Raw genomic sequence first — 14,034 nt, forward strand, 5'->3', positions numbered from 1 at the left:
TGGAGGGCGTCCGGCACGGCCCCGCTCTGGTTCAGGGTTTCCATGATGTCCTCCCACAGCCCTGCCAGTGTCCAGCGCCGGAACTGCCGGTAGACGCTGGACCATTTACCGAACTCTTCGGGAAGATCGCGCCACGGCGCTCCCGTGCGGGCGATCCAGAAAATCCCATCAAGAACAAGGCGGTGATTGGTCGGTTTGCGCCCGTTAGGCGCACGGACTGCCAGAATGAACCGTTCAAAGAACGCCCATTCTTCGTCCGACATAAGATTTCGTGCCAAGCTGGTCTCCATCGTAGACACCAGCTTGAATCATGCCTGTAGCACGATGTGAATCCCTTTTGTCAACACGGCCTAGTGGGGAGGCGGCGTTCAGGCTCAGACAATTCTGGAAGTCTGGTAGGGAATCTTCCCTTTTCCCTTTCAGCCTCAGGCTGCGTTACGCCGGAATGGGAGTCTTGATGCGTATTCTTCCCCAATAGGTTGAGGGATGGCATCTCCCCCACCTTATGATTTAAGTTATTTTCGGGGTCCGACGAAAAGTTGCTTCCGAGGGCCCCTTCGGAAACTTTTATCGAAGGGACCATAGCGGACGAGGCTGACCTTACCTCAGGAGCAAGTAAACCAAAGGAATTGCGTGGTCTGGAGTGAGTTGGCGCGCGTTGGGGGAGCAAGTTCTGGACAGGCTCAATGGCCCGCTTGGGCTGGAGCGGTGTCTCAAGCTCAGGCACAAAATTCTGTGCCGAAGCAAGATCGGGCGTTGTTCTGACGAGAACGTCTAAAGGCTGTTTATGGTGATGAACCCGGCCCATGGGCGCGTCTGCCGGAGGAACCTTCCGGAGCTGTAGCGCTTCCTCCGCTCCCACCGACGCCGGGCTCGATGTGCGCAGCGTCACTTGGTTGGCCGTTCCGGGATCGCTGGCGCGAGCAGGCTCGCGTCGCATCTTTGGAACGACTGCCTCGCCGTCGTCGCGAGCGACTTCTGCAATCGCCTGTAATGGCGCCCCTAAGCTGCGTGTGTCAGGGAGATCAATAGGTTGCAAGCGCGACGGTGCCAGTTGAGGCGCCGCTCTGTCGGTCGCTGGATCAAGAGGCTCAGATACCTGCGGCTTCCGAAGCGCTTCCTTCGGGACATCCCTTGGACTCAGGGCGTAGGGCAGGGTCGAGGCCTGCTTGCCCGCTTGCGCAGGTACCTCCTTGGTCGGAGCAGTTCGCGCGGGCAGTGCCTGCAATGCTTGTAGCTCGGGTCGCACCTCAGGTCCCTCTGAACCTATGTGCGGGCCATCAGGTTGGCCATGGCCGGTCGAATGGTCGGGGAGCTGCGGCACTGCGCCGGGCTGCATGACCTTGGAGGGCCCATGGGACTGCCCGGGAAAGCCCGGCACCACGAAAGGGCGAGAATCTACTGCGCGGCTTTTTGACTGGAGGGGTAGAGTTTGCGGGTCGACTACCCCGAATTGCACCTTTGTGCTGGTTTTTGATTCACTGAAGCTGCGCGCAAGCGGAAGTAGACTGCGCTTGTCCTGCCGGCTTTGGGCCCCTTCTTGCTCCCCCTTGACTGATCCCGGACCGAGGCGCCCCGGCACCGCTTCCCGCGAGACCAACTGCCTCTCCGGCTCACCGCCGTCCTGAGCGTCAAGCTCTTCTGCCGGAAGGCCATGGGGCACGTCGGCCAGAGGTAAGGCGTCACGCGAAGATTTTTCCGGCTCCTCCTGCTGTACAGGGTGCGCCGCGGAAACCTCCGTCTGCGCGGGCAGCGGGTTCAGATCTGGAGGTTCGGGCAAGGAATCAGATTCCCCCTCTTCGAAAGGCGAGAAGTCATCAGAATCTGGCGCGTCTTTCACCGTCACCATAGGCTCCACCTCGCCTTCTTCGGGAGAAGGGCCCGCCTCGGCTACGCCGAAAAATACAGAGGCGCTCTGGTCTGCCGAGGGGGCGCTAGCGCGATCAAACTGCTGCAGAACAGAAAGAAAATCAGCGCCCTCGTCCGGTTTTCCCACCCTGTCGACAAGAACCGCGATTCGCCCAAATATGGCAGTGAGTTGTGGCAACATTGATCTGGACCTTCTGTCTTTGTTGTGAACTTAAACAGAACATCCTTACCCATCCTTTACCGACTTCGAGTTGACTTGTCTGAGATGAGTCGAATTGGAGGCAGTCATGAAGATCCCACCCAACCCCGCCGACCCCCTTCGCCAAGCCGCACGCCGGATGGAGGCAGCGTACCTGTCCGAGATGCTCAGGGCCGCTGGTCTGGACAAGGCGCAGTCCGCTTTCGGAGGTGGTGCGGGCGAGGCGCAATTTGCTTCTTTTCTTCGTCAGGAGCACGCGACTGCCCTTGCCGAGCGGGGCGGAATTGGCCTCGCCGACGCCATTTACCAGTCGCTGAAGGATCGCGCAGATGTCTGAAACATCTCAGCTCGAAGATCTCCTCGACAGGCTGGAATCTCTGGTCGATCGGGAACGGCAAGTGCTTCTGGAGGGAAGGCTGGATCAAATTGCTCAGCTTGTGAGTGAAAAGTCCCTTCTGATCGAAGCCTTACGCGACACAATCCCGGAGACTGCCGAACGGATCGCCCCGCTGCAGCTGAAAATGCGCCGCAATCAGGAGCTTTTCGATCATGCGCTCGCGGGAATCCGCGTCGTATCCGACAGGCTCACCCACCTGAGAGAACAGGGAAAAGTGGTGCAGGTCTATGACGCGCTGGGGCGCCGGGAAACCATCGGCGATGCCGGAGAGACGCGGCTGGAGCACCGGGTCTAGAGAAATTTCGGAAAAATGCGGAGAACCTTCCGCAATGGGATTAGCCGAGCATTAGGGATTGGCCGTCATGGTGTGCTCACATCCGGGTGGATGATGCGGAAGGCGCAAAGCCTTGGCCGCCTTCGTCAGAAAGACGCCCTCACCAGCACTGGTGACCCATAAACATCGGCGCAAAGCGCCCCATGACCTAAAGGACGAACCTCCATGTCTAGCATTCTGACGAACAATGGCGCCATGGTCGCGCTGCAGACCCTGAAGTCGATCAACTCCAACCTGGCAACGACCCAGAGCGAAATCTCTACCGGCAAGACTGTGGCAACCGCCAAGGACAACGCCGCTGTCTGGGCCATTTCCAAGGTCATGGAAGCCGACGTGAAGGGCTTCAAAGGCATTTCCGACAGCCTCAACCTTGGTCAGTCCACAGTGGCCGTGGCCCGGCAGGCTTCGGAGACCGTGACCGATCTTCTGACCGAGGTGAAGGGCAAGATCGTCGCTGCTCAGGAAGAGAACGTTGATCGTGCCAAGATCCAGACCGACATCGACGCCCTGCGCGGCCAGATTTCGGCCGTTGTGGGAGCAGCACAGTTCAACGGCCTGAATCTCATCTCGAACACCGAAAAGACTGCTGGCACTGGCAGCATCAACGTGCTGGCATCGCTTGACCGGTCTGGCACCGGTGTTGTCGCAAGCGACATCAACGTCGCCAAGCAGGACCTTGGGACGGGCGCAAGCTCCATTAACGTTGCCGCCGCCGGTTATACTGCGGCCGCCTCCGACGCGCTCAGTGGCGCGGCGAACACGGCCGCCGTGGCACTCACCGCTGCCGCCACCGCGCCGACCACCAACGCCGTGGTTGGACAGACCGCTGGTGCCGGAACCGCTGCCATTGCCGCAGGCACGGGCTTCACCATCACCATCAGCGCTGGCGCAGGTGTCTTCACCGGGCTGAACACCACCACCACCGCAGGCAATCAGGAGATCATCTACGTTGCTCGCGATGGCGATACCGAAGCCGACGTGGCTGAGGGGCTGGTCAGCGCGTTCAACAGCTACATCAATGGCGACTCCACTGCCGTGGCGGCCGGCATTTCGGCAAGCGTGAACAGCACCAACGCAAACCAGATCGACATCACTGGTCCCAACACCAGCCAAGGCGCCGGCGCCATTTCCGTGCAGTTTGCCAGCACGGCCACAACCGACACCACGATCGGTGGGCGGCTCGAAAAGCTGAGCGAAATCGATGTGACCACGCAGACTGGAGTGGACAGCGCGATCGTCGAGATCGAGGCCCTGATCCAAACTGCCATCGACTCTGCTTCTGCGTTCGGCTCCGTGCAGGGCCGGATCGAGACTCAGGCTGATTTCATCACAGGCCTGACCGATGCCCTGAAGTCCGGGATCGGCACCTTGGTTGATGCAGATATGGAAGAAGCTTCGGCCCGACTGCAGGCGCTTCAGGTGCAGCAGCAGCTGGGTGTTCAGGCGCTGTCCATCGCGAACCAGGCCCCGCAGTCTCTCCTGTCCCTGTTCCGGTAATCTGAAGTTTCGGAGGCTGGATATTCCAGCCTCCGACGCCTTTGAACACCATAGCTCTTTCTCCAGAGTCAGAAGGTTCTGCCGTGAACGCCCAAATCCTGGCGCAGCGCGCCTATGCTCAAAATACCACCAGCACACGCACAGACCGTTCGATCGAATACGAGATGATTGCCCGCGTAACGCACCGGATAAAAGCCGCCGCCGAAGCAGGTCCGATGGCTTATCCCCGTCTCGTGGAAGCGCTTTACGACAACCGGCGGCTATGGACGGCGCTCGCGGTCGATGTAGCCGACCCCGCCAACCGTCTTCCGCCAGAACTGCGTGCTCAAATTTTCTACCTTGCCGAGTTTGTCCAGATCCACTCGGCAAAAGTTCTCGCCAAGAAAGCGCGCCTTGCTCCCCTCCTTGAAGTCAATGCGGCCATCCTGCGCGGTCTTGGCGGGCGGAGTGCGCAGCGATGAGCGGGCTGGTTCTCAAGCTCGGCCCGAAGGAGCGCGTGCTTATAAACGGTGCTGTCATCGAAAATGGCGATCGGCGCAGCCGCCTATCCATCATCACACCGAATGCACATATCTTGCGCCTGCGGGACGCGATTCATCCCGACGAGGCGCAGACGCCCGTACGGCGGATGTGCTATGCTACCCAGCTGGTTCTTACCGGCGATGCCCAAGCCTTGGACATGCGGCAACAGCTCCTCCGCAATATCGAAGAGCTAAGCCGCATCCTTACCGATGCGGACAGCAGGAAACTCCTCACAAGCGCTACAGACGCCGTTCTGGACGGGCAATTCTATCACTGCCTCAAGGCTTTGCGCGCTTTGATCCCCCGAGAGGACAGGCTGCTCGCCGCTGGACGGTCTTAGCAGGTCACAGTCTTGGCTTTATGCATGAGGCCACGAACTTTGGCTTTCCAATAGTTTTCTTGCCAGCACAGCGTCGCTCTTGCGGCAGCCCTCTAGAAATCGAGGCAAGAGCAAGCGCCGTGTCAAATGTCGGCACCTCTCGCTTGGTCTTTCCACTTGGGTTCATGGCCAGTAGTGCCAGACTTCTCATGTCACTTGCGGATCATGTTTGCGACGGTCAGCGGGACAGCACTGTGGATCTTCGCGCGTGCCTCGGCTAAGCCCTGCGGGACTCACCGACATGGAAAGGCTCTGACTCTCATGGCTGAAAACGCAACTCCCGATATTGTGTATACCACGGTAGACGAAGCGCCCGAGCTGGCATCGGCCTCGCTGCTTCCCATCATCCGCAGCTTTGCCGCTGCCGCCGGTGTCACTGTGGGCACGCGTGATATTTCTCTCGCCGGACGTATCCTTGCCGCCTTCGCAGACACTCTCCCCGAGGCGCAGCGTCCGTCCGACGATCTGGCCTGGCTTGGCGATTGGGTGAAGACGCCCGAGGCCAACGTGATCAAGCTGCCCAACATCTCGGCATCGGTCCCGCAGATGGTGGCGGCAATCCGTGAACTGCAGGCAAAGGGCTACGCCTTGCCGGACTATCCGGAAGCCCCCGCCACCGACGCCGAAAAAGCCGCGCGGGCGAAATATGACGCGATCAAGGGTTCCGCCGTGAACCCGGTCCTGCGGGAGGGCAATTCCGACCGTCGCGCCGCTATCGCCGTCAAGAAATACGCCCAGGCCAACCCGCACCGCATGGGGGACTGGACCGCAGAGAGCAAGACCCGTGTCGCCACGATGAAGGGCGGTGATTTCTTCGCAAACGAAGCCTCTGCCACGCTGGACCACGCCGCCACGGCAAAGATCGTGCTGGAGACGGCCAAGGGCGAAACCGTCCTGAAGGAGGCCGTAAGCTACCCTGCGGGCACCGTGGTCGACGCGACCTTCATGAGCGCCGCTGCGCTGGACCGCTTTCTTGAAGAAGAAATCGCAGCAACGAAGGCCGAAGGCACCCTGTTCTCGCTGCACATGAAGGCCACGATGATGAAGGTGTCAGACCCGATCATCTTCGGCCACGCCGTGCGGACCTGGCTCGCGCCGGTCTTCGAAAAGTTTGGCGAGACTCTGGCCGGTCTCGGCGTCAATCCCAACTCGGGGATGGGCGACCTTCTGGACCGGGTGAAAGACCAGCCCGAAATCATGGCCGCCATCGAAGCCGTGCGCAGCGAACGCCCCCCCATGTATATGGTGAATTCCGACCGCGGCATCACCAACCTTCATGTGCCTTCGGACGTGATCATCGACGCCTCCATGCCCGCGCTGATCCGTGCGGGCGGCAAAGGCTGGGGCCCGGATGGCAAAGAACACGACACGGCCTGCGTGATTCCCGACAGTTCCTATGCGCCGGTGTATGACGAGACGATCCGTTTCTTCAAAGAACACGGCAAGCTCGACCCGGCGACGGCAGGCACGGTGCAGAATATCGGGCTGATGGCGCAGAAAGCTGAGGAATATGGCAGCCATCCGACCACTTTCGAGATTCCGGAAGATGGCACCGTCAAGATGATCCTCGAGGATGGCAGCGTGCTGCACAGCCATGAGGTGAAAGCGGGCGATATCTGGCGCTCTGCCTCGGCCCGCAAGGCGCCGATCGAGGATTGGGTGAACCTTGCGATTGACCGGCAGAAGGCTGAAGGTTGCCGCGCGATTTTCTGGCTGGATTCCAGCCGCGCCCATGATGCCGAACTGATCGCCTATGTGAAACCGATCCTCGAGGCGAAGGGTGTCGCCGACAAGTTCGAGATCATGTCGCCGCGTGACGCCACGCGCGCCAGCCTCGAAACGATCACCAAAGGCGAAAACACCATCGCCATCACCGGCAACGTGCTGCGCGACTATCTCACCGACCTGTTCCCGATTCTGGAACTGGCGACCTCGGCCAAGATGCTGTCCATCGTCAAGCTCATGCAGGGCGGCGGGCTGTTCGAAACTGGCGCCGGCGGCTCTGCGCCTAAGCATGTGCAACAGCTGGTGGAAGAAAACCACCTGCGCTGGGACAGCCTGGGGGAGTTCTGCGCGCTTGGCGAATCGTTCAAGTTCCTCGCGGACCAGCGGAACAATGCCAAGGCCCGGGTGCTGGGCGAGGCGGTAGATGTCGCCACGCAGGGCATCCTCGACCATGACCGGTCGCCGTCGCGCAAGGTCGGCGAGCCGGACAACCGCGACAGCCATTACTGGTTTGCGCGCTACTGGGCAGAGGCTCTGGCGGCTCAGGACAGCGACACCGCGCTCGCCGAACATTTTGCCCCGTTGGCCAAGGCACTGGCCGAAGGCGAAGAGGCAATCCTGTCGGAACTGGCCGCAGCGCAGGGCAAACCCGCCGAGCTGGGTGGTTACTACCGAGCCGATCCGGAGAAGGTGACAGCGGTGATGCGCCCCTCGGCCACGCTGAACGCGATCATCGGCTAAGCCTCTGACCTTGAGAACTTTCTACCCCGCTGGATTCGGTCCGGCGGGTTTTTTGTCAGCCGACCCCACGCACGGCGCCCCGTCCGGCACCGCCGCGCGCCGGTGGTCGCGTTGGCCCTGCCACGCCCGACCGGCGCAGCAGCAGCGTGAGACGGGAAAACGCCGCCTCCACCCCATGCGGCGAGGCTTCGGCCAGAAACCCGTCCAGATCCGGCCAGATCCGGATGGCCTGATCGAGAATCGGATCCTCTCCTTCACGATAAAGCCCGGCACGGATCATGGTTTCCGACCGCGCATAGGATCCCAGCAACTGCCGCGCCTTCAGAATCAGCTCGTTTTCCTCTGGCGTGGCGGCTTCCGGCAGGCTGCGCGACACCGAACGCAGCGCGTCCACGGCAGGAAAACGGCCACGTTCCGCAATCTCGCGGCTCAGCACCACATGCCCGTCCAGCACGCCGCGCAGAATATCCGCGATTGGCTCTTCCATATCGGAACCAGCCACCAGCACCGAAAACACCGCCGTGATGTCGCCCTGCCCCGGAACGCCCGGCCCGGCGCGTTCCGCCAACCGCATGATCTGATGGGCGGTCGAGGGGGGAAAGCCGCGCAGCGCGGGCAGCTCGCCTGCCGCAGTGGCCACCTCGCGATGCGCTTCGGCAAAGCGTGTGACGGAATCGGCCAGATACAGCACATGCAGCCCTTGATCGCGAAAATGCTCTGCGATGGTCATCGCCGCCAGCGGGCAGCGCCGCCGCTCCAGCGGCGACCGGTCCGAGGTGGCGGCCACGACCACACTGCGCACCATGCCTTCTGGTCCCAGAACATTGTGAACAAAATCATGCACTTCGCGACCGCGTTCCCCCACCAGCGCCAGAACGACCACATCTGCGGCCAGACCTTGCGCCAAGGCGGCAAGCAGCCGCGACTTGCCCACGCCCGATCCTGAAAACAGGCCGATCCGCTGACCTTGCACGATGGGTAGCAGCGTGTCGAAGACGGCAAGCCCCGTCGGAAGCCGCGGCCCCAGCCCGCGACGCTGCGCAGCGGGAGGCGGGCTGGCGCGGAAAGGCCGTCGCCGCGGCCCGGCTCCAAGCGCGCCCCCGTCGAGCGGCTTGCCATAAGGGTCGAGCACGCGCCCGATCCAGCCATCCGCAGGCGCCAGCGTCGGCGCGCCAAGCACCGCCACGCGATCCCCCTGCGACACACCTTCGGAGCCTTCATCCGGCAGCATCGCCACCAGATCCTCTCGGATGCGCAGCACCTCGCCATCCAGCGGACCAGAGGCGCGGTAGAGCCGCATCCGGTCGCCGATGCAGGCCACATGCGCAAGCCCCCTGATCCAGATCACTGTGCCATCCACTGACCGCACCCGCCCCACGGCGCGCACGGGCTGCACCTGCGCGATCCGGCTGCGCAGGCCGGCAAGCTCACTATGTTCCATCGGACGGTCCCTTCATCTGGCTCAAACCATTTCTAAAGGAATCTCCGTTAAGCCTTGATTGAAGCCAATCGAGGGAGAAGCCCCGATGTTCCAATCACTGGACGTGTTCAGGACGGCCATCGCCATGGCCCGACATGCGGGTACGCAGCAGGCGCTCAGCGCCCAGAATATCGCCAATGCCGATACACCCGACTATCGCGCGCTGGAGATTCCGGATTTCGCCAGCACACTCCGCACGGAGGGGTCCGGCATGCGCGCCACGCGCGACAGCCACCTGCACGGCGTTTCCGCGCTTGGTACCGCCGACCCCGAAACCCGGCGGGAGGCGGAGGATCCTAACGGAAACACCGTCTCCATCGAACTTGAACTGGTCACCGCGACAGAGGCGATGCGGTCCCATGACCGGGCGCTGGCCATCTATCGGTCCAACCTCAACCTGCTGCGCGCCAGCCTTGGCCGCTGATCCGGAGACCTGCCATGAGCGCTTTTTCCGAAGCCCTGTCGGTAACCGCAAGCGGATTGCGGGCGCAGTCTGAACGGCTGCGCGTGCTGTCCGAAAACATCGCGAATGTCGACACGCCGGGCTATCACCGCAAGACCATCCCCTTCGATCTGGATCGCTCCGGTCCCGGCGGGCTGGCCCGGGTGGAACCGGGACGGATCGGCTTTGACCGCAGCGATCTGGAAAAGGTTTATGACCCCGGCCACCCTCTGGCGAATGAGGCGGGCACTTATGACGGGTCCAATGTCGACCTGATCGTGGAGCTTGCCGACGCGCGCGAGGCGCAGCGCAGCTACGAGGCCAACCTCAAGATGTTCGAACAGACCCGGCAGATGTCCTCCAGCCTCATGGATCTTCTGCGTCGTTAACCCACTGAAAAGGTATCCAGAATGGACATCCGATCGCTTTATGCCGCGCAGCGATACGCGGCCACCCTGCCCGCCATGACACCGCAGCCCGGCACCGGCACCGGCACCGTGAAGGAAACCTTTGCCGCTGCGGCAGAGGAGTTCCAACAAACCCTTCTGCAGGCAGAGACCAACGCCAGCACGGCGATGACCGGCGATGCCGACCCCCATGCGCTGGTGCAGGCGCTGGCACAGTCCGAACTGGCGGTCGAAACCGTGGTCACGCTGCGCAACAAGGTCGTCGAGGCCTATCAGGAAATCCTGCGGATGCCGGTCTAGACCATGCTGAACGAGACCGTCTTTTACGACACGCTGCGGCAGGCGCTGTGGGTGGCCACCGTCACCTCGGTGCCGATCCTCAGCGCAGCGCTTGTGGCCGGAATCGGGATCGGTCTTTTTCAGGCCCTCACCTCGATTCAGGAGATGACGCTGACCTTCGTGCCGAAGCTCATGGCCATCGTCGCGGTGTTCTGGATCTCCATGAGCTTCATGACCGACACGCTGATCGGCTTCTTTCAGGGCCGGATCCTGCCGATGATTGCCGGAGGCTGAGATGGAAACCACGGGCTACACCACGCTGTCGCGGCAGCAGGGCCTGCTGCGCGAAATGCAGATGATCGCCAACAACGTCGCCAACGCCGCCACCACGGGCTATCGCCAGCAGGGCATCATCTTTTCGGAATATGTCCGCGACACCCGCGAAGGCTCCGTCTCGATGAGTGCCGCGCATGTGCGCAACACCTCTTTTGCCCAAGGCACCCTGACCCGCACCGGGGGGCAGCTGGATCTGGCCCTCGAAGGCGACGGGTTCTTCATGGTGCAGACCCCGCAGGGGGAAAGGCTGACCCGGGCGGGGGCGTTTGCGCTCAGCAATGCCGGAGATCTGGTGACCCCCGATGGCTTCCCGGTGCTGGACGCGGGCGGTGCGCCGCTGTTCGTGCCGCCCGACGCCAGCGATCTGGCCATCGCACAGGATGGCACGCTCAGCAGCGCGGGCCGTCCCATCGGCCAGATCGGCGTGGTCCAGCCCGTAAACCTGCGCGGGCTCACCCGCGAAGGCGGGGTGCTGTTTGCCGCCGCCGAAGGGGTGGAGCCGGTGGAGGCCCCCAAGGTCATGCAGGGGTTTCTGGAAAGCTCCAACACCGATCCGATCCTGCAGATCTCCCGCATGATCGAAGTCCAGCGCGCCTATGAAATGGGCCAGAGCTTTCTGGAACGCGAAGACGACCGCATCCGAACCGCCATCAAGGCCTTCATCAGATAAGGACCAGCCACCATGCGCGCCCTCAAGATCGCCGCCACGGGCATGAGCGCCCAGCAGATGCGGGTCGAAGTGATCTCGCACAACCTCTCGAACATGAGCACGACCGGCTATAACGCCCGCCGTGCCGAATTTGCCGATCTGCACTATCAGCAGGTGGCGCGGGCGGGCACCATCAGCGCCTCCGATGGCACTGTCCTGCCCACCGGTGTGCAGCTGGGGCTGGGGGTGCGACCCGCTGCCGTGTCGGTTAACCTCGCCCAGGGCGGTCTTTCCGCGACCAATGGCGATCTGGATGTCGCCATCGAAGGCCGCGGCTATCTGGAGGTGACGCTGCCCTCCGGCGAGGCGGCCTATACCCGGGATGGTGGGCTGAAACGCAACGGCGAAGGCATGATCGTCACCTCTGATGGGCTGCCTGTGTCGCCCGAAATCGTCATTCCGGAAGATGCGCAGAGCGTCACGATCAACGCAGAAGGCGAAGTCTACGCCTATTTCTCCGAAACCGTGGAGGCGCAGCTGCTGGGGCAGTTCACGCTGGTCGGGTTCACCAACCCCAAGGGACTTGAGGCCATTGGCAGCAACCTCTTCACCGAAACCGAAGCCTCTGGCGCGCCGCTGCAGACCACCCCCGGGCAGGAGGGGCTCGGAACGCTGCGGCAGGGCTATCTGGAGGAAAGCTCGGTTGATCCGGTCTATGAAATCACCGAACTCATCGAGGCGCAGCGCGGCTACGAGCTGAATTCCAAAGTGATTTCCGCCGCCGACCAGATGCTCGGCGCCACCGTGCAGGTGCGATGATGCTGCGCCTGCTGCTTCTGCTGGCCGCCACCGGCGCCGCCGCCGATACGGTGGTCGCCACCCGCACCATCCGCGCGCAGGAGATCGTGGACCCCGATGCGCTGCGGCTTGATCCCGGCACCGTCCCCGGCATCGCGACGCGCTTCGAAGAGGTGATCGGGCTCGAAGCGCGGGTGACCGTCTATCCCGGACAGGCCCTGCGGCTGGACGCGTTTGGTCCGCCCGCCCTTGTGGACCGCAACCAGATCGTCGAACTCGTGTTTTCCCGCAACGGGCTCTTCATCGTCACCGAAGGGCGCGCGCTGGCCCGCGGCGGGGCGGGCGACCGGGTCCGCGTGATGAACCTGTCGTCCCGCACTGTCCTGACCGGCACCATCACGCCGGACGGGGCCATCAATGTTGCCGGTGAGTGAGTCATGACCCGTTTTTCCCTTGTTCTGATCGGGCTCTTTGCCGCCAGCGGCTGCAGCAGTCTGGATCACCTTGGCAAGCCGCCAAGCTTCACCCCCAAGGCGTCCGGCCCGGAACATGCCGCCATGGCCTATGCCGCGGAGCCCGACCTGACCTTGCCCGACCGGCTGTCCGACAATGCCTCCTTGTGGAGTGGCAAGCGCAGCTCCCTGCTGGGGGACCGGCGGGCGGTGAAGGCGGGCGACATTCTGACTGTGGTCATCGAAATCGATGAGGAGGCAGAGATGTCCAACAGCACCGCGCGATCCCGGTCCGGCTCGCAGACCATGGGGCTTCCACAGCTTTTTGGCGTCCCGCAGCGACATGACCCGAAACTGCCCGACGGAGCCTCGCTGTCCGAGGCCGTGGATGTCAGCGGTCAGAGCAGCGCCAACGGCAATGGCACCGTCCGGCGCAACGAAAAACTGACCCTGCGGGTGGCGGCCACCATCACCAGCGTCCTGCCGAATGGCGTTCTGGCCATCGAAGGGTCTCAGGAGGTGCGGGTGAATTTCGAACTGCGCGAGCTTCTGGTCAGCGGCTATGTCCGTGCCGAGGACATCTCCCGGCAGAATGAAATCACCTATGACAAGATCGCCTCCGCCCGCGTGTCCTATGGCGGACGTGGGCAGATCACGGATGTCCAGCAACCGCGCTACGGGCAGCAGGTGCTTGACGTGATCCTGCCGTTCTGAGGGTCAGCACATGAAAAAACTGCTGCCCGTCCTTCTTGCGCTCTTCGGAACAGGGGCCGGAATTGGCGCCGGTCTGATGCTGGCCCCCGCACCTCCCATGGAGGAGGCTACAGAAGTCGAACCCGCCACAGGCGAGGAAGGTCACGCTGAAGACAGTCACGCTGCCCCGCCCGCCAAAGAGGACGCCCATGCCGAAGACGGTCATGCGGCGGAAGGGACGACCAGCGAATTTGTAAAGCTCAGCAATCAGTTCATCATCCCCGTCGTCGGGCAGCAGCGGGTATCCGCGCTGGTGGTGCTTACCATCAGCATCGAGGCGACGGCGGGCAGCACCGAGGTGATCTATGCGCAGGAGCCAAAGCTGCGGGACGCATTCCTGCGCGCCCTATTTGATCACGCCAATATCGGCGGCTTCGACGGAAATTTCACCGAAGCGCACCGAATGGATGTGCTGCGCCGCATCCTGTTCGAATCCGCCCGAAACGCCCTCGGCCCCCGTGTCATCGACGTTCTGGTGACTGACATCGCAAGGCAGGACAGCTGAGACAGCTGAAACTCTGAGCTACACCCGGCAATAAGTCAGAGAGAAAAGCTATTATTGATGTTTGCTGGCCTTCCAGGACGAGGAAATAAAGACCTAATTGATGAAGAATTCCGGTGCAAAACCCCGTCCCGCGAGGCGCTGGAAATTTCGCAGGGTGAACGCACCGTGCCCGAGTTAGGCCGTGTTGACAAAAGGGATTCACATCGTGCTACAGGCATGATTCAAGCTGGTGTCTACGATGGAGACCAGCTTGGCACGAAATCTTATGTC

General features: G+C 62.3%; 18 protein-coding genes. 16 read left to right on the forward strand and 2 right to left on the reverse strand.

Annotated elements, in window-relative coordinates; genetic code table 11:
• On the reverse strand, nucleotides 1–290 hold a 290-nt coding region (locus BLR51_RS25765), incomplete at its 3' end, for a transposase (protein WP_131821866.1).
• 1,866 nt (nucleotides 291–2,156) lie between these two features.
• On the opposite strand from BLR51_RS25765, the gene BLR51_RS25770 reads away from it, so the two are divergent.
• The 6 genes from BLR51_RS25770 to BLR51_RS25795 all read left to right on the forward strand — a co-directional run bounded on the left by BLR51_RS25770 (nucleotide 2,157) and on the right by BLR51_RS25795 (nucleotide 7,663).
• On the forward strand, nucleotides 2,157–2,405 hold the full coding sequence (locus BLR51_RS25770) for a rod-binding protein (protein WP_089852376.1): 249 nt from the start codon (nucleotides 2,157–2,159) through the stop codon (nucleotides 2,403–2,405).
• On the forward strand, nucleotides 2,398–2,760 hold the full coding sequence (locus BLR51_RS25775) for a hypothetical protein (RefSeq protein WP_089852346.1): 363 nt from the start codon (nucleotides 2,398–2,400) through the stop codon (nucleotides 2,758–2,760). Before BLR51_RS25770 ends, BLR51_RS25775 begins: the two co-directional genes overlap by 8 nt.
• Before the next feature lie 204 nt (nucleotides 2,761–2,964).
• Nucleotides 2,965–4,296: a flagellin N-terminal helical domain-containing protein gene (locus tag BLR51_RS25780; protein WP_089852348.1), complete on the forward strand. Its 1,332-nt coding sequence runs from the start codon at nucleotides 2,965–2,967 to the stop codon at nucleotides 4,294–4,296.
• 83 nt (nucleotides 4,297–4,379) lie between these two features.
• Nucleotides 4,380–4,757: a flagellar biosynthesis regulator FlaF gene (gene flaF / locus BLR51_RS25785; RefSeq protein WP_089852350.1), complete on the forward strand. Its 378-nt coding sequence runs from the start codon at nucleotides 4,380–4,382 to the stop codon at nucleotides 4,755–4,757.
• A complete protein-coding gene (gene flbT / locus BLR51_RS25790; RefSeq protein ID WP_089852353.1) occupies nucleotides 4,754–5,158 on the forward strand; it encodes a flagellar biosynthesis repressor FlbT in 405 nt (134 codons plus the stop codon). Before flaF ends, flbT begins: the two co-directional genes overlap by 4 nt.
• Before the next feature lie 300 nt (nucleotides 5,159–5,458).
• Nucleotides 5,459–7,663 carry an NADP-dependent isocitrate dehydrogenase gene (locus tag BLR51_RS25795; RefSeq protein ID WP_089852355.1) on the forward strand — a complete coding sequence of 735 codons (2,205 nt, stop codon included), beginning with the start codon at nucleotides 5,459–5,461 and terminating at the stop codon, nucleotides 7,661–7,663.
• Between the two features lie 55 nt (nucleotides 7,664–7,718).
• Here the strand turns inward: BLR51_RS25795 and BLR51_RS25800 are convergent, their stop codons facing one another.
• The gene (locus tag BLR51_RS25800) at nucleotides 7,719–9,104 is read right to left on the reverse strand and encodes a FliI/YscN family ATPase (RefSeq protein ID WP_089852356.1); all 1,386 of its coding nucleotides are present in this window, start codon (nucleotides 9,102–9,104) and stop codon (nucleotides 7,719–7,721) included.
• An 85-nt stretch (nucleotides 9,105–9,189) separates the two neighbouring features.
• Here BLR51_RS25800 and BLR51_RS25805 point away from each other — a divergent pair, with 85 nt between their 5' ends.
• The 10 genes from BLR51_RS25805 to BLR51_RS28070 all read left to right on the forward strand — a co-directional run.
• Nucleotides 9,190–9,567: a FlgB family protein gene (locus BLR51_RS25805; RefSeq protein WP_207543701.1), complete on the forward strand. Its 378-nt coding sequence runs from the start codon at nucleotides 9,190–9,192 to the stop codon at nucleotides 9,565–9,567.
• A gap of 14 nt (nucleotides 9,568–9,581) precedes the next feature.
• Nucleotides 9,582–9,974 carry a flagellar basal body rod protein FlgC gene (gene flgC, locus BLR51_RS25810; RefSeq protein ID WP_089852360.1) on the forward strand — a complete coding sequence of 131 codons (393 nt, stop codon included), beginning with the start codon at nucleotides 9,582–9,584 and terminating at the stop codon, nucleotides 9,972–9,974.
• Nucleotides 9,975–9,995: 21 nt separating this feature from the next.
• Complete coding sequence (gene fliE / locus BLR51_RS25815) at nucleotides 9,996–10,292, forward strand: flagellar hook-basal body complex protein FliE (RefSeq protein WP_089852362.1); 297 nt, start codon at nucleotides 9,996–9,998, stop codon at nucleotides 10,290–10,292.
• A gap of 3 nt (nucleotides 10,293–10,295) precedes the next feature.
• A complete protein-coding gene (locus BLR51_RS25820) occupies nucleotides 10,296–10,565 on the forward strand; it encodes a flagellar biosynthetic protein FliQ (RefSeq protein WP_089852364.1) in 270 nt (89 codons plus the stop codon).
• Between the two features lies 1 nt (nucleotide 10,566).
• Nucleotides 10,567–11,277 carry a flagellar hook-basal body complex protein gene (locus BLR51_RS25825; protein ID WP_089852366.1) on the forward strand — a complete coding sequence of 237 codons (711 nt, stop codon included), beginning with the start codon at nucleotides 10,567–10,569 and terminating at the stop codon, nucleotides 11,275–11,277.
• Nucleotides 11,278–11,289: 12 nt separating this feature from the next.
• Nucleotides 11,290–12,075, forward strand: coding sequence for a flagellar basal-body rod protein FlgG (gene flgG, locus BLR51_RS25830; RefSeq protein WP_089852368.1), 786 nt, complete (start codon nucleotides 11,290–11,292; stop codon nucleotides 12,073–12,075).
• Nucleotides 12,072–12,488, forward strand: a complete 417-nt coding sequence (flgA, locus tag BLR51_RS25835; RefSeq protein WP_089852370.1) for a flagellar basal body P-ring formation chaperone FlgA — start codon at nucleotides 12,072–12,074, stop codon at nucleotides 12,486–12,488. The genes flgG and flgA overlap by 4 nt, the downstream gene beginning before the upstream one ends.
• A gap of 3 nt (nucleotides 12,489–12,491) precedes the next feature.
• Nucleotides 12,492–13,220, forward strand: a complete 729-nt coding sequence (gene flgH / locus BLR51_RS25840) for a flagellar basal body L-ring protein FlgH (RefSeq protein ID WP_089852372.1) — start codon at nucleotides 12,492–12,494, stop codon at nucleotides 13,218–13,220.
• Between the two features lie 10 nt (nucleotides 13,221–13,230).
• Nucleotides 13,231–13,764 (forward strand): flagellar basal body-associated FliL family protein, encoded by a 534-nt coding sequence (locus BLR51_RS25845; protein WP_089852374.1) that lies wholly within the window; start codon nucleotides 13,231–13,233, stop codon nucleotides 13,762–13,764.
• A gap of 57 nt (nucleotides 13,765–13,821) precedes the next feature.
• Nucleotides 13,822–14,034, forward strand: a 213-nt coding sequence (locus tag BLR51_RS28070; RefSeq protein ID WP_207543702.1) for a hypothetical protein, incomplete at its 3' end; no start/stop codon positions are given.

This window comes from Salipiger marinus (assembly GCF_900100085.1).
In the GTDB taxonomy this organism is placed as follows: Bacteria; Pseudomonadota; Alphaproteobacteria; order Rhodobacterales; family Rhodobacteraceae; genus Salipiger; species Salipiger marinus.

Coding starts and splice junctions, on each gene's coding strand:
- fliE (WP_089852362.1), top strand. CDS start 9,996: ATGGACATCCGATCGCTTTATGCCGCGCAGCGATACGCGGCCACCCTG.
- flgA (WP_089852370.1), top strand. CDS start 12,072: ATGATGCTGCGCCTGCTGCTTCTGCTGGCCGCCACCGGCGCCGCCGCC.
- flgC (WP_089852360.1), top strand. CDS start 9,582: ATGAGCGCTTTTTCCGAAGCCCTGTCGGTAACCGCAAGCGGATTGCGG.
- BLR51_RS25795 (WP_089852355.1), top strand. CDS start 5,459: ATGGCTGAAAACGCAACTCCCGATATTGTGTATACCACGGTAGACGAA.
- BLR51_RS25775 (WP_089852346.1), top strand. CDS start 2,398: ATGTCTGAAACATCTCAGCTCGAAGATCTCCTCGACAGGCTGGAATCT.
- BLR51_RS25820 (WP_089852364.1), top strand. CDS start 10,296: ATGCTGAACGAGACCGTCTTTTACGACACGCTGCGGCAGGCGCTGTGG.
- BLR51_RS25805 (WP_207543701.1), top strand. CDS start 9,190: ATGTTCCAATCACTGGACGTGTTCAGGACGGCCATCGCCATGGCCCGA.
- flgG (WP_089852368.1), top strand. CDS start 11,290: ATGCGCGCCCTCAAGATCGCCGCCACGGGCATGAGCGCCCAGCAGATG.
- BLR51_RS25800 (WP_089852356.1), bottom strand. CDS start 9,104: ATGGAACATAGTGAGCTTGCCGGCCTGCGCAGCCGGATCGCGCAGGTG.
- BLR51_RS25780 (WP_089852348.1), top strand. CDS start 2,965: ATGTCTAGCATTCTGACGAACAATGGCGCCATGGTCGCGCTGCAGACC.
- BLR51_RS25770 (WP_089852376.1), top strand. CDS start 2,157: ATGAAGATCCCACCCAACCCCGCCGACCCCCTTCGCCAAGCCGCACGC.
- BLR51_RS25845 (WP_089852374.1), top strand. CDS start 13,231: ATGAAAAAACTGCTGCCCGTCCTTCTTGCGCTCTTCGGAACAGGGGCC.
- flgH (WP_089852372.1), top strand. CDS start 12,492: ATGACCCGTTTTTCCCTTGTTCTGATCGGGCTCTTTGCCGCCAGCGGC.
- BLR51_RS25825 (WP_089852366.1), top strand. CDS start 10,567: ATGGAAACCACGGGCTACACCACGCTGTCGCGGCAGCAGGGCCTGCTG.
- flbT (WP_089852353.1), top strand. CDS start 4,754: ATGAGCGGGCTGGTTCTCAAGCTCGGCCCGAAGGAGCGCGTGCTTATA.